Origin of the sequence: Duganella sacchari (assembly GCF_900143065.1) — a bacterium.
GTDB lineage: Bacteria > Pseudomonadota > Gammaproteobacteria > Burkholderiales > Burkholderiaceae_D > Rugamonas > Rugamonas sacchari.
Genome location: NZ_FRCX01000007.1, coordinates 144435 through 162082 on the forward strand (window position 1 = coordinate 144435; position 17648 = coordinate 162082).

Annotated in this window: 23 protein-coding genes; 6 read left to right on the forward strand and 17 right to left on the reverse strand. The window is 62.2% G+C overall.

Annotated features, from left to right (window positions below; translation table 11 throughout):
- Positions 1-50: 50 nt before the first annotated feature.
- The 9 genes from BUA36_RS16925 to BUA36_RS16965 all read right to left on the reverse strand — a co-directional run bounded on the left by BUA36_RS16925 (position 51) and on the right by BUA36_RS16965 (position 5851).
- A complete protein-coding gene (locus BUA36_RS16925; RefSeq protein ID WP_072786401.1) occupies positions 51-491 on the reverse strand; it encodes a hypothetical protein in 441 nt (146 codons plus the stop codon).
- A gap of 104 nt (positions 492-595) precedes the next feature.
- Positions 596-994, reverse strand: a complete 399-nt coding sequence (locus BUA36_RS16930; protein ID WP_072786403.1) for a heme-copper oxidase family protein — start codon at positions 992-994, stop codon at positions 596-598.
- Between the two features lie 2 nt (positions 995-996).
- Positions 997-1473 carry a hypothetical protein gene (locus BUA36_RS16935; protein WP_072786405.1) on the reverse strand — a complete coding sequence of 159 codons (477 nt, stop codon included), beginning with the start codon at positions 1471-1473 and terminating at the stop codon, positions 997-999.
- A 54-nt stretch (positions 1474-1527) separates the two neighbouring features.
- Positions 1528-2133 (reverse strand): TetR/AcrR family transcriptional regulator, encoded by a 606-nt coding sequence (locus BUA36_RS16940; protein ID WP_072786407.1) that lies wholly within the window; start codon positions 2131-2133, stop codon positions 1528-1530.
- Positions 2134-2184: 51 nt separating this feature from the next.
- Positions 2185-2331, reverse strand: a complete 147-nt coding sequence (cydX, locus tag BUA36_RS16945) for a cytochrome bd-I oxidase subunit CydX (RefSeq protein ID WP_072786409.1) — start codon at positions 2329-2331, stop codon at positions 2185-2187.
- A gap of 12 nt (positions 2332-2343) precedes the next feature.
- The gene (cydB, locus tag BUA36_RS16950; RefSeq protein WP_072786411.1) at positions 2344-3486 is read right to left on the reverse strand and encodes a cytochrome d ubiquinol oxidase subunit II; all 1143 of its coding nucleotides are present in this window, start codon (positions 3484-3486) and stop codon (positions 2344-2346) included.
- A 9-nt stretch (positions 3487-3495) separates the two neighbouring features.
- On the reverse strand, positions 3496-5043 hold the full coding sequence (locus BUA36_RS16955) for a cytochrome ubiquinol oxidase subunit I (RefSeq protein WP_072786413.1): 1548 nt from the start codon (positions 5041-5043) through the stop codon (positions 3496-3498).
- Positions 5040-5237 carry a cytochrome oxidase putative small subunit CydP gene (cydP, locus tag BUA36_RS16960; protein WP_072786415.1) on the reverse strand — a complete coding sequence of 66 codons (198 nt, stop codon included), beginning with the start codon at positions 5235-5237 and terminating at the stop codon, positions 5040-5042. The genes BUA36_RS16955 and cydP overlap by 4 nt, the downstream gene beginning before the upstream one ends.
- Positions 5234-5851: a GbsR/MarR family transcriptional regulator gene (locus BUA36_RS16965; protein ID WP_072786780.1), complete on the reverse strand. Its 618-nt coding sequence runs from the start codon at positions 5849-5851 to the stop codon at positions 5234-5236. Before BUA36_RS16965 ends, cydP begins: the two co-directional genes overlap by 4 nt.
- A 142-nt stretch (positions 5852-5993) precedes the next feature.
- Here BUA36_RS16965 and modA point away from each other — a divergent pair, with 142 nt between their 5' ends.
- Genes modA through BUA36_RS16985 form a run of 4 tightly spaced genes read left to right on the forward strand, consistent with a single transcriptional unit; the run spans position 5994 to position 8901 of the window.
- Positions 5994-6737, forward strand: coding sequence for a molybdate ABC transporter substrate-binding protein (modA, locus tag BUA36_RS16970; protein WP_072786417.1), 744 nt, complete (start codon positions 5994-5996; stop codon positions 6735-6737).
- 3 nt (positions 6738-6740) lie between these two features.
- A complete protein-coding gene (modB, locus tag BUA36_RS16975; protein ID WP_072786419.1) occupies positions 6741-7421 on the forward strand; it encodes a molybdate ABC transporter permease subunit in 681 nt (226 codons plus the stop codon).
- Entirely contained in the window at positions 7418-8107 is a 690-nt protein-coding gene (locus BUA36_RS16980) for an ATP-binding cassette domain-containing protein (RefSeq protein ID WP_072786420.1), read from the forward strand. The genes modB and BUA36_RS16980 overlap by 4 nt, the downstream gene beginning before the upstream one ends.
- A 2-nt stretch (positions 8108-8109) precedes the next feature.
- A complete protein-coding gene (locus tag BUA36_RS16985; protein ID WP_139260630.1) occupies positions 8110-8901 on the forward strand; it encodes a TOBE domain-containing protein in 792 nt (263 codons plus the stop codon).
- Between the two features lie 2 nt (positions 8902-8903).
- Here the strand turns inward: BUA36_RS16985 and BUA36_RS31225 are convergent, their stop codons facing one another.
- The 3 genes from BUA36_RS31225 to BUA36_RS16995 are packed head-to-tail and all read right to left on the reverse strand — an operon-like array spanning position 8904 to position 10314.
- On the reverse strand, positions 8904-9137 hold the full coding sequence (locus tag BUA36_RS31225) for a hypothetical protein (RefSeq protein ID WP_229255734.1): 234 nt from the start codon (positions 9135-9137) through the stop codon (positions 8904-8906).
- Positions 9134-9691: an MBL fold metallo-hydrolase gene (locus BUA36_RS16990; RefSeq protein ID WP_229255735.1), complete on the reverse strand. Its 558-nt coding sequence runs from the start codon at positions 9689-9691 to the stop codon at positions 9134-9136. Before BUA36_RS16990 ends, BUA36_RS31225 begins: the two co-directional genes overlap by 4 nt.
- Positions 9688-10314, reverse strand: coding sequence for a DUF1579 family protein (locus BUA36_RS16995; protein WP_072786424.1), 627 nt, complete (start codon positions 10312-10314; stop codon positions 9688-9690). The genes BUA36_RS16990 and BUA36_RS16995 overlap by 4 nt, the downstream gene beginning before the upstream one ends.
- Before the next feature lie 108 nt (positions 10315-10422).
- Here BUA36_RS16995 and BUA36_RS17000 point away from each other — a divergent pair, with 108 nt between their 5' ends.
- Entirely contained in the window at positions 10423-11313 is an 891-nt protein-coding gene (locus BUA36_RS17000; protein WP_072786426.1) for a LysR family transcriptional regulator, read from the forward strand.
- 24 nt (positions 11314-11337) lie between these two features.
- Here the strand turns inward: BUA36_RS17000 and BUA36_RS17005 are convergent, their stop codons facing one another.
- From BUA36_RS17005 to BUA36_RS17015, 3 genes are read right to left on the reverse strand one after another with little or no spacing between them, the layout of a single operon-like run.
- Positions 11338-11814 (reverse strand): Cif family virulence factor, encoded by a 477-nt coding sequence (locus tag BUA36_RS17005; RefSeq protein ID WP_208861901.1) that lies wholly within the window; start codon positions 11812-11814, stop codon positions 11338-11340.
- 19 nt (positions 11815-11833) lie between these two features.
- Positions 11834-12961 carry an acyltransferase family protein gene (locus BUA36_RS17010; protein WP_072786429.1) on the reverse strand — a complete coding sequence of 376 codons (1128 nt, stop codon included), beginning with the start codon at positions 12959-12961 and terminating at the stop codon, positions 11834-11836.
- Between the two features lie 31 nt (positions 12962-12992).
- Positions 12993-14825: a M61 family metallopeptidase gene (locus tag BUA36_RS17015; RefSeq protein WP_072786431.1), complete on the reverse strand. Its 1833-nt coding sequence runs from the start codon at positions 14823-14825 to the stop codon at positions 12993-12995.
- 225 nt (positions 14826-15050) lie between these two features.
- Between BUA36_RS17015 and BUA36_RS17020 the strand changes: the two genes are divergently transcribed.
- Positions 15051-15923: a LysR family transcriptional regulator gene (locus BUA36_RS17020; RefSeq protein ID WP_072786432.1), complete on the forward strand. Its 873-nt coding sequence runs from the start codon at positions 15051-15053 to the stop codon at positions 15921-15923.
- Here the strand turns inward: BUA36_RS17020 and BUA36_RS17025 are convergent.
- Together BUA36_RS17025 and BUA36_RS17030 are read right to left on the reverse strand one after the other, a co-directional pair.
- Complete coding sequence (locus tag BUA36_RS17025; protein ID WP_072786434.1) at positions 15920-16747, reverse strand: oxidoreductase; 828 nt, start codon at positions 16745-16747, stop codon at positions 15920-15922. The genes BUA36_RS17020 and BUA36_RS17025 overlap by 4 nt on opposite strands.
- 97 nt (positions 16748-16844) lie before the next feature.
- Positions 16845-17630, reverse strand: a complete 786-nt coding sequence (locus BUA36_RS17030; RefSeq protein WP_084560232.1) for a helix-turn-helix domain-containing protein — start codon at positions 17628-17630, stop codon at positions 16845-16847.
- Positions 17631-17648: the final 18 nt, after the last annotated feature.

The window sequence follows — 17648 nt, forward strand, 5'->3', positions numbered from 1 at the left end:
GAGGCGAGAATGTACCACATCCCGCCCCGGCAAGCGCGTTGCCGCCGCACTTAATCCGTGACGGCCATCTCGCGGAAGGCGCTGCCGTCGGCGTAAATAATGCCGCAACTCGCCTCGCCGAAGCACACGCTGATTGCTTCGCTGTCAATGTGGCGCGGTGCGCAGTCGCCGCCGTTGTGGCAGGCCGGCTGGTAGTTGCCGGGTTTGATCAGTGACAGTTGCGGTGGGTTCGGCGCGATGGCGCGGAAGGTCTTGACGATGCGCGCTGTTGCACCGCTGGCTGGTTCGGCTGCGACGGCGACGCCGTAGGTGTGTTGCTGCGGATTTTGCACCAGCATGGCCGTGCCCCGCTGGCCGTGCTCCAGAAAGCTGCCGGACAGCGTGGGCAGCGGCAATGGCTGCCAGCCTTCCGGCAGGGGCGTGGCGTGACAGGGCAAGGCCAGCAGGCCGATGATGGTAAAGCCGAGCAGCTTGAAAGTCAGGTGGCGCATAGTGTCCTCGCTAGGGTAGGGGGCGATGAACTCCAGCCATACTAGGCGCTTTCCATCGACTTGCCTATTCACATACCGTTACGATTTGGTAACGCGCGTGAGGATCACGGCCCCACACCCTCCAGGCGTCCCTGCTGCGGCACAGCGGCGTAGCGCCACACATTGATCACGAAGCACACCACAGCCAGCGCAATCACGACCGATGAGATACCCAGCAGCGGCGTCACCGCCGGGTGGCCGGTGATGAACAGGGCCAGCGCCACCATCTGCAGCGGCAGTGCCACGGTATAGCCCCAGAATTGCACCCGTGCCACCTTGGTGGCGGCGGCGTGCGGATAGACAGTATAAAACACGCCAAACAAGGCCAGGCTGACCCAGCCCAGCAGATTGATGTGGGCATGGACTGGACGCAGCGTAAAGTCTTCGCTGGCAGCCATGACGATGCCCATGATGACCCCCAGCAGCAGATAGAGGGCGGCGATACGGAAATAGGATTTGTTCATGGTTAAGCCTGTTGCTGGGTTGCGGCGAATGCGCGGAAGTTGGCGGGCGTGGCAAAGCTGCGGTATTGCGTCTGCATGTCTTCGGTGAGGACCTCGATCATGGTGGTGTTCTCGACCCAGAATTCGATCACGTCAAAGAAGTTGTCGCCGCGCGTGCAGCGCAGCGTACGCCAGCCTTCGCGGGCGCCGATGGCCAGTACCTGTTCGGTGGTCAAAGGCGTCCCCACCGCCATATGAAAGGCGCTGTAATGGCTGCTGTCCTGCGCATCGCCGGGCATAAAGCTGTCGCTGCCGGCGCCCGGCGTAATCACGCGGTCGCAAGGATAGGTTTCGATAATGGTGCCGCGTTCGTCGCCGGCAACCGCCATCCAGGAATCAGGGAAGGACGGGAAAGGAGCGGCAAAACCGCCCCAGATTTCCGCGAGAACGCGGGCGACATGCGCAGGATGCCTGCTGGGCATTGATGCGTGAAAAATCATAACGACCTCTTGTTGTATCGCAGGAAAACGTCCTGCACGTTGGACGCAGCGTCCTTAATCCTGCGGGGCGCGCAGCGTGCGGCGCGCATGGTCCAGCAAGCCGGCGATGGCAGCGCTGGCGGCTTTGCCGGCCTCGGCGCCATCCATATTCCAGTAGTCCTTGAAGGTGGCCCAGGTGGTTGCCGAGTACAGTAGTTGAATCGCGGCGCACAGGCGGTCGCGGTCGGGATCGGGCACGTCGCCCACTTCATTGGCGACCAGCTGGCGAAACGCCTGCTGGCGTGCGGCAGCGGTGTGCATACGGGCGCTGCGCCCTTGCGGCGAGGCCAGCATGCCGCGGATCAGCGGCTCACGCTGGTCGAAGCGAACGAAGTCGGCGCTGAGCCGGCTTTCCAGTTCATGAAAATTTTGCGGATAGCTGTCACGCTGGATGGCTTGCGGCGCCCAGTCCCAGAAGGCTTCCAGCAGCACTTCTTTATTTGGGTAGTAGCGGTAGACGGTGCTTTCACCGACATCAGCCTCGCGGGCGATTTCGGTAAAGCTGAGTTGAGCCAGGCCATCGTTTTCCAGGCGGCGCGCCACGGCGGCCATGATGGCTTCGCGGGTCTTGGTTTTATTGCGGTCCCGAAGCGGGACGGCTGATGTCGTTGAAATATCCATGACAGCGATACTCTCATTTGATGGTATCGCTGTCAAGTGGAAGTTATACATTCATTTTTTTATTGCACTTTCAAAACTGGCCTGCGTGGTTTCCTCGTGGCGCTGGCCGAACGCATAGTTTGCTTCCAGCCACATGACGTTGATGATGGCGGCGGCGAGGGCAAAGCCCACGCCCAGTATCCAGGCGAAATACCACATGGTTGATGCTCCTTAGTAAGCGGTGTGTTCGTTGTCGCGGATGTGCTGTTCAGTCACCTTGCCGCTGACCACGCGGTAGACCCAGCCGGTATAGGCCACCACGATGGGCAGCATGATGACCACCACCCAGAACATTACGGCCAGGCTCTTGTGGCTGGCGACGGCGTCCCACGCGGTCAGGCTGCTGCCGGGCGCCAGCGAGGATGGCATCACGAACGGGAACATGGCGGCGCCGGCGGTGAGGATGACTGCTGCGACCGTCAGTCCGCTGGACAGGAAGGCCAATAGCGGCTGGCGGCGTGCGCTGAACAGCATCACCAGCAGGCTGCCGGCGAAGACGGTGGCGGGGAAGGCCAGCGTCAGCGGCCAGCGCTCGTAATTGTCCAGCCAGGCGCCGCTGGCGCGCTGCACGGTTTTGGCGATGGGCATAAAGCTGCTGCTGGCGTCCGGCATGGCGGTAATGCGGTAGCCGTCGATGCCCCCGGCGATCCACACGCCAGCGGCCGCAAACAGCAGTGCGGTGATGAGGGCGGCGCCAAACGCCACCTTGCGTGCGCGGTGGGCGATCACGTCTTCGGTCTTTTGGTGCAGATAGGTGGCGCCGTGCATGGCCAGCATGCTGACGCTGAGCACTCCCGCCAGCAGCGCAAACGGATTCAGCAGATCCAGGAAGCTGCCGGTGTATTCCAGCCGCATGCTGTCGTCATAGCGGAAAGGCACGCCTTGCAGCAGGTTGCCGAAGGCGATGCCGAAGATCAGCGGTGGCACAAAGCCGCCGATGAACAGGCACCAGTCCCAGGTGCTGCGCCAGCGCGGATCGGCGATCTTGCTGCGGTAGTCGAAGCCCACCGGCCGGAAGAACAGAGCAAACAGACACAGCATCAAGGCCAGGTAAAAACCGGAAAATGCGGCGGCATACACCAGCGGCCATGCCGCAAACAGGCAGCCGCCTGCCGCGATAAACCAGGTCTGGTTGCCTTCCCATGTGGGGGCGATGGTGTTGATGATGACGCGGCGCTCAGTGTCGTTCTTGCCGAGGAAGGGCAGCGCCATGCCGATGCCAAAGTCGAAGCCGTCCGTGAGCGCAAAGCCGATCAGCAGCACGCCGACAAAGCCCCACCAGATGATTTTGTATGTTTCGTAGTCGAATAACATGATGCGTCCTTATTCCCAATGGTACTTGCCGGTGTGCAGACTGCTGGGACCTTGCTTGGCGTACTTGATCATCAAGCCCAGTTCAACGATCAGCAGCAGCGTGTAAAAGCCAAGGAAGCCCGCCAGGCTGAAATACAAGCTGCCCGGGCTCACGCTGGAGGCCGACAGATGCGTCGGCAGCACGCCGGCGATGGTCCACGGCTGACGGCCATACTCGGCCACCACCCAGCCCAGTTCCGCCGCCACCCACGGCAGCGGAATGGCACACACCGCCAGCCGGAGCAGCCAGCGCTGGCGCGCCAGGCGCTTGCGCACCAGGAACCAGAACGCGGCGCTGAAAATGAACAGGAACAGCATGCCCAGCCCAACCATGATGCGGAACGACCAGAACACGGGCGCGACTTTGGGCACCGTGTCGTTGGCGGCTTTGCGGATCTGTTCTTCGGTGGCGTCCACCACGTTGGGCGTGTACTTCTTCAGCAGCAGGCCGTAGCCCAGGTCTTGTTCCACTGCCTTGAACGCCGCGCGCGCTTCCGGCGATTTGTCGCCCGACTTCAGGCGCGTCAAGGCGGCGTAGGCGGTCATGCCGTTGCGGATGCGTTCCTCGTTGCTCTGCTTGAGTTCCTTGATGCCGGTGACTTCCTTGTCGGTGGAGCGCGTGGCGATCAGGCCCAGCATGTAGGGAATCTTGACAGCGTAGTCGGTGGTCTGGGTTTCCTCGTTGGGCAAGCCAAACACGGTGATGCCTGCTGGCGCTGGCTGGGTTTCCCATTCGGCCTCGATGGCGGCCAGCTTAGTCTTGTTGACTTCGCCCGTGGTGTAACCCGATTCGTCGCCCAGCACGATCACGGACAGTGTGGACGCCAGGCCAAACGCCGCCGCCACCGCGAAAGAGCGCAGCGCAAATTGCACGTCGCGCGCCTTGAGCAGGTAGAAGGAGGAGATGCCTAGCACGAACATGGACGCCGTCACATAGCCGGCCGCCACGGTGTGGACGAACTTCACCTGCGCGACCGGGTTGAAGATCACGTCGGTAATGCTGGTGAGCTCCATGCGCATGGTTTCAAAGTTGAATTCCGCGCCGACCGGATGGTTCATCCAGCCATTGGCAATCAGGATCCACAGCGCGGACAGGCTGGAACCCAGCGCAACCAGAAAGGTCACCATCAGGTGCTGCACTTTGGACAGCCGTTGCCAGCCAAAGAAGAACAGGCCGACAAAGGTGGATTCGAGGAAGAAGGCCATCATGCCTTCGATCGCCAGCGGCGTGCCGAAGATGTCGCCAACGTAGTGCGAGTAGTAGGCCCAATTGGTGCCGAACTGAAATTCCAGCGTGATGCCGGTGGTAACGCCCATGGCAAAGTTAATGCCGAACAGCTTGCCCCAGAAGCGGGTCATGTCTTTGTAAATCTCTTTGCCGGTCATCACGTAGACAGATTCCATGATAACCAGTATCCATGAGAGGCCCAGTGTCAGCGGCACAAACAGGAAGTGGTACAGCGCGGTCGCGGCAAATTGCAGGCGCGACAAATTCACGACTTCGTCGAGCGGACTCATTTTTTACTTTCGGGTGGGGGATGGGGAGCAAGCAGATGCTGTTCGACGGTGGCGGTCGGCATCCGCATGTGTTTGGTTTGCGGCGCGGAAAAGAACGCCTTCCACAAGCCAAACAGGATCAGGGCTTTCACAATCAGCGCCAGGGTGATGGCCAGTGCCAGCGAGGAGCCATGGAGCTGGCGCAATTTCATCATTTGTCCTTGTCGGTCGCGGTGTCCTCAACGTTACGCCCGAACCGGAATGTGTCGCGCACGGTTTCGCCGACGTCGATGAGTTTTTTCACGGTGGAGCCCATCTTCATCAACGAGGCCAGGGTTACCGGCGACAGGCGCTGCACATCGTCAAACCAGGAGCTGGACAGCTCGATCAGGTTGTACATTTCGCGCATGCGTTCCTGGGCAATCAGGTCGGTTTCGTTGGACGGCGTTTCCAGCAGCGCATCGCGCAGCATCGACAGGGTCGGTTCCACTTCGCGGCGGCGGCGCTCTTCCAGCAGCGCCTTGAAGATGTCCCAGATGTCCTTGGGCGGCTCGAAGTATTCGCGGCGGTCGTTGGGCTTGTGCAGCAGCTTGACCAGGCGCCACGATTGCAGCTCCTTGAGGCCCATGGATACGTTGGAGCGCGAGAAGGACAGCGACTCGGCAATTTCGTCGGCATTGAGCGGTTTGGCGCTGACATACAGCAGCGCGTAAATCTGGCCAACCGTGCGGTTGATGCCCCAGCGGCTGCCCATTTCGCCGAAGTGCAGGATGAAGCGCTGGGCCAGCGGGGTGAGCGGGGCGACGTTAATGGGAGTGGCAGGACTCATGATTTCCTTAATTTTCTGAATTTTCAAGAATTCCTGAAATTATAGAAGGTTTCTGAAAGTCATGCCTAGCCCCGTGGGTAGGACAGAACGTCTCAGGGCGCTATATAATCCAGTTTATTGCGATATACCCAAAGGAGTTGATATGTTGAAAGCAGGTATGGTTCTGGTGTTGGCGGTCTGGGGTGTGTCGGCGGCGGCAGCGGACATCACGGTATCGGCGGCGGCCAGCCTGACCAATGCGTTTAAAGAAATCGGCGTGGCCTTCGAGAAGGAGCATGCGGGCGACAAGGTGCAGTTCAACTTTGCCGCGTCCGATCCGCTGGTGCAGCAGATCGCCAAGGGCGCGCCGGTGGACGTGTTTGCCTCTGCCGACCAGGATGCGATGGACAAGGCTGATACGCTGAAGCTGCTGGCGCCGGGCACGCGCAAGAACTTCGCCAGCAACAGCCTGGTGCTGATCGCGCCGCAGGGCGGCAAGGTGCCGGTCAAGAGCCTGGCCGATGTGGCGCAGGCCGGCGTGTCGCGCGTCACCATCGGCAATCCGGCCAGCGTGCCGGTCGGCCGCTACACCAAGGCCGCGCTCGAAAACGCCAAGCTGTGGGCCGTGGTAGAACCGAAGCTGATCCTGGGTACCTCGGTGCGCCAGTGCCTGGATTATGTGGCGCGCGGTGAGGTGGATGCCGGCTTTGTCTACGCCACCGATGCGGCCATCGTCAAAGACAAGGTCACAGTGGTGGCCACGGTGCCAACCGAAACGCCGGTGACCTATCCGATTGCCGTGATCGCTGCCGGTCCGCAAGCAGTGGCGGGCCGCAAGTTTGCTGACTACGTGCAGTCGCCGGCCGGCCAGGCGATTCTGGCCAAGTACGGTTTCGGCCGCCCGTAAGGCATGGAGTCTGTTGAGCCAGCCTGGGTAGCCTTACGGCTGTCGCTGAAGGTGGCCTGCTGGGCCACCGTGATTGATCTGGTGTTGGGCGTGGCGCTGGGCTATCTGCTGGCGCGCAAGCGTTTTCCGGGCCGCGAACTGCTGGACGCGGTGCTGACCTTGCCGATGGTGATGCCGCCCACCGTGCTGGGCTACTATATGCTGGTCATCATTGGCCGCAATGGCGTGGTGGGCGCGTGGTTGCAGCAGCACTTCGGCATCAACCTGATTTTTACCTGGCAGGCGGCAGTGATTGCCGCCGCCGTGGTGGCGTTCCCGCTGGTGCTCAAGGGCGCGCGCGCGGCGTTTGAAAGCATCGATACGCAATTCGAGCAGGCCGCGCGCGTGCTGGGCGTATCGTCGTTTGGCGTGTTCCTGCGCGTGACCTTGCCGCTGGCCTGGCGTGGCGTACTGGGCGGCACCTTGCTGGCGTTTGCCCGTTCGATGGGGGAGTTCGGCGCCACGCTGATGGTGGCGGGCAGCATTCCCGGCAAGACGCAGACGCTGTCGATTGCCGTGTACGAAGCCGTGCAGGCGGGGCAGGACGACCATGCCAACCTGCTGGTGGTCATCACCTCCGTGGTGTGTGTGGCGGTGCTCATCACGGCAAACAAACTGACGCCTAACCGTAATCCCCAAGCATGAGTACGCAATTTAAAGTCGATATCCACAAAACCTTGCGCTCGGCGGACCGCGAGTTCAAGCTGCATGCGCGCTTTGAATCGGGCAGCCAGCGCGTGGTGGTGTACGGTTCATCGGGGGCCGGCAAGAGCCAGATGATGAAGGCCGTGGCCGGGCTCATGACGCCGGACAGCGGCCGCATCGAGCTGGCCGGACGCTGCCTGTTCGATAGCAGCACGGGCGTCAACGTGCCGGTGCAGCAGCGCAAGGTGGCGTATCTGTTCCAGGACTATGCGCTGTTCCCGCATTTGAACGTGCGCCAGAATATCGGCTTTGGCTTGCAGCGCGGCTGGCGCAATCCGCTGTCGCGCGCCGACAGCGAGGCGATACGCTACTGGATCAACGCGTTTGAACTGGGACATGTGGCGCACCAGTATCCACATGAGCTGTCGGGCGGTCAGCGGCAGCGCGTGGCCCTGGCGCGCGCGCTGGCGCCGCAGCCGGATGCGCTGCTGCTGGACGAACCATTTGCCGCGCTTGATCCCGGCCTGCGCGAGCGCATGCGCGAGGAACTGGGCGCCTTGCAGCGCCGGCTGGCCATCCCGATGCTGATGATTACCCATGATCCCGAGGACGTGCGCGCTTTCGGCGAACATGTGCTGCGCATGGAAAATGGTAGCATCTTCCATGTGGAGGAGAGTGCGGCATGACGATGGAATTACGAGGCAATGTGTGGCTGACCATAGACGGGCAGAAGCTGGGCGGGCAAGACCGCGTGGCGCTGCTGGCGGCGGTGGCGGCCGAAGGTTCGATCACGGCGGCGGCCAAGGCGGTAGGCATGAGCTACAAGGGCGCATGGGACGCGATCGAGGCAATGAACAATCTGGCCGGCGAACCGCTGGTCGAACGCGCGGCGGGCGGCAAGGGCGGTGGCGGCACGCGGCTGACGCAGCGGGGTAGTCAACTGGTCGAAAATTTCCGTAAAATTGATGAGGAACACCAGCGCTTCGTGGCACACCTGAGTGCCCAGTCGCACGCGCTGGCGGACGATTTCTTACTCATACAAAGGATGAAGATGAAGACCAGCGCACGCAATCAGTTCAGCGGCAAGGTAGTGGCATTGAAGCATGGCGCAGTCAATGACGAGGTGGAGCTGGAGATTGTCGGCGGCCAGAAGCTCGTCGCGACCATCACCCGTGACAGCAGCGAAGGGCTGGGGCTGGATGTGGGCGTCGAGGCGTTTGCACTGATCAAGGCCTCGTCGGTGATCGTGGCAACTGAACTCGGTGACGTGAAGCTGTCAGCGCGCAACCGGCTGACGGGCAAGGTCAGCCGCGTGTTGCCAGGCGCGGTGAATACCGAAGTGACCATTGAACTGCCGGGTGGCGGCACCATCGCCGCCATTGTCACCAAGGACAGCGGCGAATCGCTGGGCCTGGAAGTGGGCACGGAAGCCAGCGCCATCTTCAAGGCGTCCAGCGTGATTATCGGGACACCGGCCTAAGCCTAACGCGGGCGGCACAGCCTTGCATGGTTCACCTGAATTTCCATCGCGATCCAGTCCTTGAGCTGCCAGTCCGGGTGCTGTGCCGCCAATAACGGCGTTGCTTCCTGCTGCAAGTCGCCGAGCGTCTTGCCGGCGGCGCAGCCCGACACCACAGCCTCGCGCGCCTGCTCGATGTGCTGGGCGGCAGCATCCAGGTCGGCACGGCTGCCGATGCGCCCATGACCGGGAATCACGATCTGCGGCTGCGTGGCGCGACCTGGCGCAGGATGTCGCGCCCGCCCAGGTCGATCGATGCAGCATCTTCGTAGACCACATCGGGGGCCACAAGCCGCACATCGCGCATGGCTTTCGCCACCCCCAGCCTGGTGGCAAATAACGATTGGTAGCCAGGCGCTTTCTGCTGCATCTCGTCGCGCTGGGCACGGTTGTAAATGATGGTCGCCTGTCCTTTGAACACCTGGGCGCCAAAGCCATGTTCGGGATGGAAATGGGTCACGGTCAGATACAGTTTGCGCCGGCCCGCGAGTTTTTTTGCGGCCTTCAGCACCCGCTGCGCGCTTTCCGTGCCGAGGCCGGTGTCAACCACCAGCACCGCATCCCTGCCCACGATGATGGTGATGTTGGGCACCAGCATAATGTGCTGGCGGTCTTCGATGACATAGACGCCTTCGCTTACCCTGGTCATGTTTGCCAGCCGGATGGTTTTCTCGGCAGAGAGGTCCTTTGCGGCGCCCTGCGCGCTGGCCATCAGGCCGATGCTGAGTGCAGTGGCGATGAGCTTTTTCATAGCCCACCTTTGCGGCGCGCGTAGGCATAGCGATGCGCCAACCATTTGGTGCCGCTGCCATCGGCAAGGATGAAATACTGGTCCTTGGTTTCCGTGTCGGGGCCGGTCTGTTCGATGATCTCTTCCATGCGCAGCAACTGGCCACTGACAGTGGCACCGGCGCCTGGGAAGGCAAACGGCTCGAACTGGATGCGAATGCGGCGGACGTCGTCGTGCTCGTAGCTCCAGGCTGGCATCAGGCCTGCGGCGACACGGGTGTCCATCGACAGATACTCCCAGCGTCCGGTGACGCGGTTGTAGCCGAGGTAGTCCATTCGATGCAGTGCCGCATCGCTGCGCTGTGCGGAGGCATACAACATCTCCTGCAGATACAGGCCAACCATTTGCCGGTGCGCGACCTGGCCATGGATCACCGCTGGCTCCGCGCCCGGACGCGCCCAGACGGTTTCGCTGACATCCCACCATCCTGCACGCGCAGCCAGCGCCGCAGCGTCGGCGCCCGGCAGGTTCATGCTGTCCACCGTGACGGTGGTGTTTGCCACGCCCTGGGCATGCAGCAGTGCGCAGGGATTCAAGGCAAACATGCCCGCCAACCACAGTCCCGTGATGCCGATTTTCGCCATACCATTTCCTTGTCTGATGCGCCCGAAGGCGAGTTCAGTGATAGTATTTTGTTTCGAATCGCGCATAAATACCGATATGGGCACGTGTATCACAACTGGGAGTGTGGAATGGATCGTCTGGCCAGCATGGCGGCCTTTGTCAAAACGGTGGAAGTGGGTTCGTTTGCGGCCGCTGCAAGTGCGCTGGCGATGTCGCCGCAAATGATTGCGAGGCACATCAGCTGGCTGGAAAGCCGTCTGGGTGCGCGCCTGATTAACCGCACCACACGCCGCCAGAGCCTGACCGAAATGGGCAAGGCCTATTACGAGCGCTGCAAGGTGGTGCTGGCCGACGCCGACTGGGCCGATTCGCTGGCCGACCAGGCGTATGAAGCGCCGCGTGGCCGTTTGCGTGTCAATGCGCCCGTCAGCTTCGGCACGCATACGCTGATGCCGGTGGTGGCGCGCTATCTGAAGCGTTACCCGGAAGTGGAGATGGAGCTGGTGCTGAATGACCGCTATGTTGATCCGGTAGAGGAAGAGTTTGAGGCGGTGTTCAGGATCGGCACGCTCAAGGATTCCAGTTTCATGGCGCGCGCGCTCAAGCCGTTCAACCTGGTCGCCTGCGCCTCTCCCGGTTATCTGAAGGAACGTGGCGTGCCGAAGACGCCGGCGGAACTGGAACAGCATGAATGCCTGGCCTATGCGTCCGCAACAGGACCGGCCACCAGCGACTGGCGTTTCATGCGTGACGGTGAAAATTTTACGATCAACGTCAAGACGCGCCTGCGGTTGAACGATGCCAAGGCGCTGCTGAACGCGGCGCTGCATGACCTGGGCATCGTGTTTGTCGCTGAAGATCTGGCGCGCGAGAGCCTGAACTCGGGGCGGCTGGTGAAAGTGCTGGCGGAATATGAAACCCCGTCACGCCCCATCCACCTGATTTACCACCCCGACCGCCGTCAGACGCCGAAACTGAAGAGCTTTATCAGCGCCGTAGTCAGCGAGCTTGCGTTGTGATGCCGCGCGGCGCGCACTGCCGTCTTACACCGGGTCAGAGGAGTAGGTGAGCGCGGCGATGTACCAGCCGTCGCTGCCCTTGACCAGTTGCCAGGTTTCGCTGCCGCGATTGGTTGGCTTACCGTCGATCATGAAGACAAAGTCGAAGTAGACCGAAGCGATCGTGCCATCGCTGCTGATTTGCTGCCGGGTATGCGTGGGATTGAAACTGGCTTTGGAGGTGGACACCAGTTTGGCAAAGCTGGCATAGCTGCCCACCCTGATCTTGGGCGCGTCCGGCGACTTTTCCCTGGCCGCCACATAGGCCTGGTCGGATAGCACGTTCAGCCAGATGCTGGTGGGCAGGAACAGGGCGGCCAACCGGTCGCCATCGTGACTGAGGACGGCTTCATGGTAGGCATCCATGACATGCTGGACGTCGAGCCGGTCACTGCGGGTATCGGCGTAAGCCAGGTTCGCCAGGCTGGCGGCAAGCACAAATGCAAGGGAGTACAGTTTCATCGGGATAGTTCGCTTTCTGTTAGTGGACATAGCGCTTGCTGAGCCAGCGGCGCACCGGGATGTCATAGAAGGTCAGGCAGAGATAGGCGGTTGTGACGCAGGCCAGGAACGTGGCGATGGTCATGGGCAGCGCGTCCGCCAGCGGAATCTTGCGCTGGTTGACCCAGGCAATATAGGTGTACACGAACGGGTAGTGGATGATGTAGATGGGATAGGAGATCGCGCCGAGAAAGCCGCAGATCCTGGCGCCCATGCGCGTGTTCACGCTGCCGCTGGCGCCGATATAGACCACCAGTGGAAACACCAGCGCAATGCACAGCGCGTCATACAGGCCGTTCTTCCACAGATCGGCGGGACCGCCCAGACGCGGCCAGGCAAGCGCAGCGATGATGATGACGCTGCTCAGCAGGAATGCGTGCCGGATGCGGCCAACAGTCACGATGCGCGACAGCAGCAGGCCGGCAAAGAAGGGATACAGCAGGCGGGTCAGGCCAATCCGCATCTGCACCGGTTCCAGCGACCAGCCGCCGATGACGTCGCCGTTCGGACCGGTGAGGCAATAGTGCACCAGCACGCAGCCGGTCACGAAGACGAAGCACGCCAGCACGGTTTTCGAGAACTTGCGCACGAACAGCGCGTAGAGGATGTTGGCAACGTATTCGTAGAACAGCGACCAGGATGGGCCATTCAGCGGATGCATCTCGCTCCAGCCACGGATGTCGAGCGCTGCGCCAACCGGGATCAGCGTCATGCCGATCACCATGACCGTCAGCATCAGCCATGCTGGTGTAGCCTGGATATTGGGGAAGGCCGCACTGGCCTGGACGTAGAACAGCGCGGCGCCAATCAGCATTGCCACCACGATCATCGGGTGCAGGCGGATCAGGCGGCGCTTGAAAAACTCCATGGTGGACATGGTGCGCCAGCGGTCATCATAGGCATAGCCGATCACGAAACCGGACAGCACGAAAAAGAAATCGACCGCAAGATAGCCATGGTTGATGATCTGCTCGAAGCGGCTGGCCGTATGGGCTTCGAACAGGTGAAAGGCAACCACCATGAGCGCGGCCACGCCCCGTAGGCCGTCCAGGATGGCGTAATGCTGCTTGGTGTCAGTAAAGCCGACCGGCGCTGCGTTGTTTGTCACTGAGTCTCCTGTGGTTATTTTAAGTGTGGTGCTACCGTGCCTTGATGATGTCCGCCAGCCGGTCCGGCATGCCGGGGATAGCCTCGAGGGCCGGATAGCGCTCACCACCATCATGGACAACGCTGATTTGCGTGCCATTCTGCAAGGATAATTGAATCGCGCCGTGCGCGCTGCGGATCGCCTGTTGCAGCACGGCGGTGCTGTACGGCTGTCCTTGTACCGTGGCGATCACGGCGCCCGGCACCAGGCCGGCCTGGCTGGCGGCGCTGTCGAACAGCACATCGGTGATCTCGCCGCGCCGGTTGACATTGAGTCCGAGCGAATACTCAAAGCTGTTTTTGCCATTGAAGGCCGACCATGCGCTCGGCTGGTCGCGGTACACCAGGCGATAGCCCGCGCCCTGTATCCCGCTCAGGGTGGGATTGGGCTGCAAGGATAGCACGCGTTCCCGCAGGAAGCTGGCCCAGTCCAACGGCACCACCTGATTCAGGGCGGCGATCACGTCGTCCATCTGATAGGGGCGGGCGATGGGGCCGGTGTTGGCGCCGCCACCGTAAAACAGCGCAACGAAGTCGTCGAGCGATTTTTTCCCCGCGCTGGCGTTACGCAGCGCCACATCGACATCGAGCCAGACCATGGCCCCTTCACGGTAGAAATCGAAGCCGTTGCGGCGCCAGTTGTCATAGGCCCGATCCTGATTGGCCCAGAGCGCCATGGCCATGCGGCCGTTGTCTTCCAGGTCGCGCCATGTGCGACCCTGGCGATGCTCTATCGCTGCGGCGTTATCGGCGAGCACGCCGCGGAACTGTTCCAGGTCCCACATGCCGGCGCGTGCGGCAAGCACGGTGCCCAGGTAGTCGCTCAGACCTTCGACGATCCACAGCTCGCTGCCATCCGGCGGCGACTGGAAATTCGGTGCACTGAGGCCGGCGGGGCGGCGGTATTTGCCGTTCCAGCTATGCACCAGGTCATGGGGAATGAAGTTGGCATAGCGCGTCAGCATGGTGTCGTCGGTCAGGAACTTGGCGGGACGGCGGTTGTCCAGCGACTGGTGGTGATCGACGGCGCGACCGGAAATATGGTCGGACAGCGTGACCAGAAAGCGGAAGGTATCGTAGTGACGGTAGCCAAACAGCTTGCCGCTCTGGCGCACCAGACTGGATAACTGTTCGATGCGGGCGGCGGGGATATCGAGGTCCGCCGGCGTGTCGGCCACCATGTCCAGATAGTGCGCGGGCGTGACATCGGGCGCCAAGGGGATTTCGCGGAAATAGCGGCCGGCGATGAGCGGCGAATCCACCAGGCGCTCAAGCGAGGTGGGGCGGAAAGTGATGCTGCCGTCCGCCTCCTGGCGTGCGGTTTCCAATGCGCTGGCGTGGCGCCATTGCGGGGGCAGGGTGACGGCAGGCTGGACCTGAATGTCGCTGACCTTGGCGCCAGCGTCAGCATAGGGGTAGAGCAGCACCGCGTTCCAGCTCAAGATGGCGATCTTGTCGCTGGTCGATCCGCCGCCTTCGGCTGGCGGATCGCTGGCGATGAAGTCGCTGCGGATCTCGATGCTGTGCACGTCGGTCGGGACGTCCAGATGATAGAGGAACACGTCGTACGGATCGCGTCTCCAGCGGATGGGACGGCCGTTGCCGGTGATGAACAGGCCGGTATGCTGCTGCACCGGCCCCAGGTCGTGCTCGGCGGGCAGCCATTTCGGATACGCCAGACGCAGCGGCCCTGGCTCGACCGGGATGGTTTCGACCGCATGGAGCAACTTGCGTGGCGCGTCCCGTAAATCGACCTGCAATGTGATCGGCGCTGCGCTGGCACAGGATGCCAGCAGCGTCAGTGCAATCAGCCATCCTGCTCGCATGTGCCTGCTCCCTTGAAAGTGGGCAAGCATAGCGATAGTCAAGGTGATTGAGTAACGAAACTTTTTAATACCCGGCATTAGGGCTGCTAATGTCGGGACATTACCTCAAACGATGGAGGAGTGAAATCCGTAGTTTCCGTCTGGTACACGGATGGGCAAGTGGGGTAAGGTTGCGTATTGGCTCAGTTGAGTTGCCCAGTCACCCCTATCGATACAGTGTGCCGCATGAAACGAAATCTGGACCTTGGCCTGTTGCGTACCTTGATCTGCATAAGCGAAACAGGCTCGATGAGCGGCGCCGCGCAGCGGCTATACGTGACGCAGGGCGCGGTCAGCCACCAGGTCAAGCGTCTGGAGCAATTGCTGGACCAGCGTTTGCTGGAACGCGGCAACGATGGCGTCCGGCTGTCCGATGCCGGGCTGCGGCTGGTGAACGAGGGCCGCGAGCTGCTGCGCATGCATGATGAACTGCTGTCCTCTTTCACTGTCGCCAGCGTGACGGGGCGGGTGCGGCTCGGGGTGCCGTATGACCTGCTGGCGCGGCAGCTGCCGCCAATGCTGCAGGCGTTTATCGCGCGTTATCCGCAAGTAGAGGTGGCGGTAACGGCTGGCACGTCGCCGGGCCTGCGCAGGCAATACGACGCCGGCGAGCTGGATCTGGTGATTCTGGAGGAGATGCATGGCAGTTCCAGTGGCCGCTTACTCAGGCTTGATCGCCCGGTGTGGATTGGCAAATCCGAAGGGACGGCATGGACGCGCCGGCCGCTGCCCGTTTCGCTGGTGGCGCCTGACTGTGTCTTCCGTCCCCTGATCCAGTCGGTGCTGGGCGCGGCGGGGCGCGACTGGTACACCGTGATGGATTATCCCAGCATCGAGGCGACCATTTCCACGGTGCTGACCGACGACGCGGTGAGCGTGCTGCTGGCCTCGACAGTGCCGCCGGCTTTGCAGATTCTGGATGACAGCTCGGGCTTGCCCGGCCTGCCGCAGTTCGCCATCAGCTTGCAGGGGCTGGATGCAGGGGATTCCCCTGCCGCTGCTGCGCTGGCGGATGCCATCGTTGAAGGCTATGTGCAGCTCAATGTTGCGATGCCTTAGCCGTCGGTTGAACGGGTAAGTGCTTCCCAGGCGCTGATGTCCTGTTCCATCTGCGCGAGCTTGCCGCGTACCAGTCCGAGCGCATCGCTGCCGAGCAGCAGGTGCGCAGGTGGCTCGGCTGATTCCACCAACGTCAGGATGGCCTGCGCGGCTTTGGCCGGATCGCCGGGCTGCTTGCCGCTGCGGGCTGCGCGCGCGGTGCGGATCGGATCGAACAGCGCGTCGTAGTCGGCGATGCTGCGTTCGGCGCGTACCATGGAGCGTCCGGCCCAGTCGGTCCGGAAAGAGCCTGGCGCGACTGCGGTGACGTGCACGCCGAACTGGCGCAGCTCTTTGCCCAGCGTTTCCGAAATCCCTTCCAGCGCGAACTTGCTGCCCGCGTAGTACGCAATGCCGGGCATGGTGATGAAGCCGCCCATCGACGTGATGTTGATGATGTGGCCGCGCCGGCGCTGGCGCAACAATGGCACAAACGCTTTCATCACCGCCACCGCGCCGAACACGTTGACGTCGAACTGGTGACGCATGTCGTCCAGCGAGGATTCTTCCAGGATGCCCTCGTGGCCGTAGCCGGCATTATTGACCAGCACATCAACCGGACCTGCCGCCGCTTCCGCCCGCGCGACCACGTCCGGGATGGCGTCGAAATCGGTCACATCCAGCACATGGGCATGGGCGCGTTCGGCATGCAGGCCGATAAAGGCCGCGCGCGCGTGCGCGTTGCGCACGGTGCCAATCACGGTGTGGCCTGCTGCCAGCGCCGCTGCCGCCAGGGCGCGGCCAAAGCCGCTGCTGACGCCGGTAATGAACAATGTCTTGGGCATGGTAAGTCCTTTCTTGAGGACGTCCATGGTAGCGATGCGGCGGCCGTCCGGCCATACCGGAAACTATTGATCGCTTGCCTGATACTCTACAATGAGGTCAGGCGGCAAAGCGGGCCGGGGTGGTGCCCAGGATGCGGCGGAACAGGGCGATGAAACTGCTGACGCTGTCGTAACCCAGGCTGAGCGCGACCGTGGTGACGGAAGCGCCGCCGTTCAGCAACTCCATGCCTTTTTGCAGACGCGCGACCTGGCGCCATTCCACCACCGACATGCCGGTTTCGCTGCGGAAGTGACGGGTCAGGCTGCGGCGCGACCAGCCCAGCTGATCGGCCCAGGCGTCGAGGTCGGTCTCATCGGCCGGGTCTTCGGCGATGGCGGCGGCCATGGCCAGCAGGCGAGGGTGGCGCGGCATGGTCAGGTGCAGCGGATCGGCCTGGGCCACGCGCATTTCATCGAGGAAGACATTCATCATGCGCACGCCTGCGGCATCGGATGGCATGCCACTGGGCCACAAGCACATGCGTTCCAGCAGCGACACCGCCAGCGGCGACATGCGCAGCGCCAGCGACTCCTCCGGGAAGCCAACACAGAGCGAGGGCGTCAGATGGATGGTGTAGCCTGCCAGGCCCGGTTTCAGGCTGCTGCCATGGGCGCTGGCCGAATGCGGCATGTACGGCGGTATCCAGCCCAGCCGTCCTGGCGGCAGGACCTGGCGGTTGCCACCGGCCTCGACCAGGATCACCCCCTGCATGGGAATGTACATCTGGCCTTCTGGATGGTGATGGGTGAATTTGCCCCTGCCGGGACCGCCATCGGTGTGCTGGGCGGCGACGTAGATGGGCATGTCGTCAGTCAGGCGTTTATCGCCGTAGTAGTTGCTCATGTGCTGGCCCGATTGCGT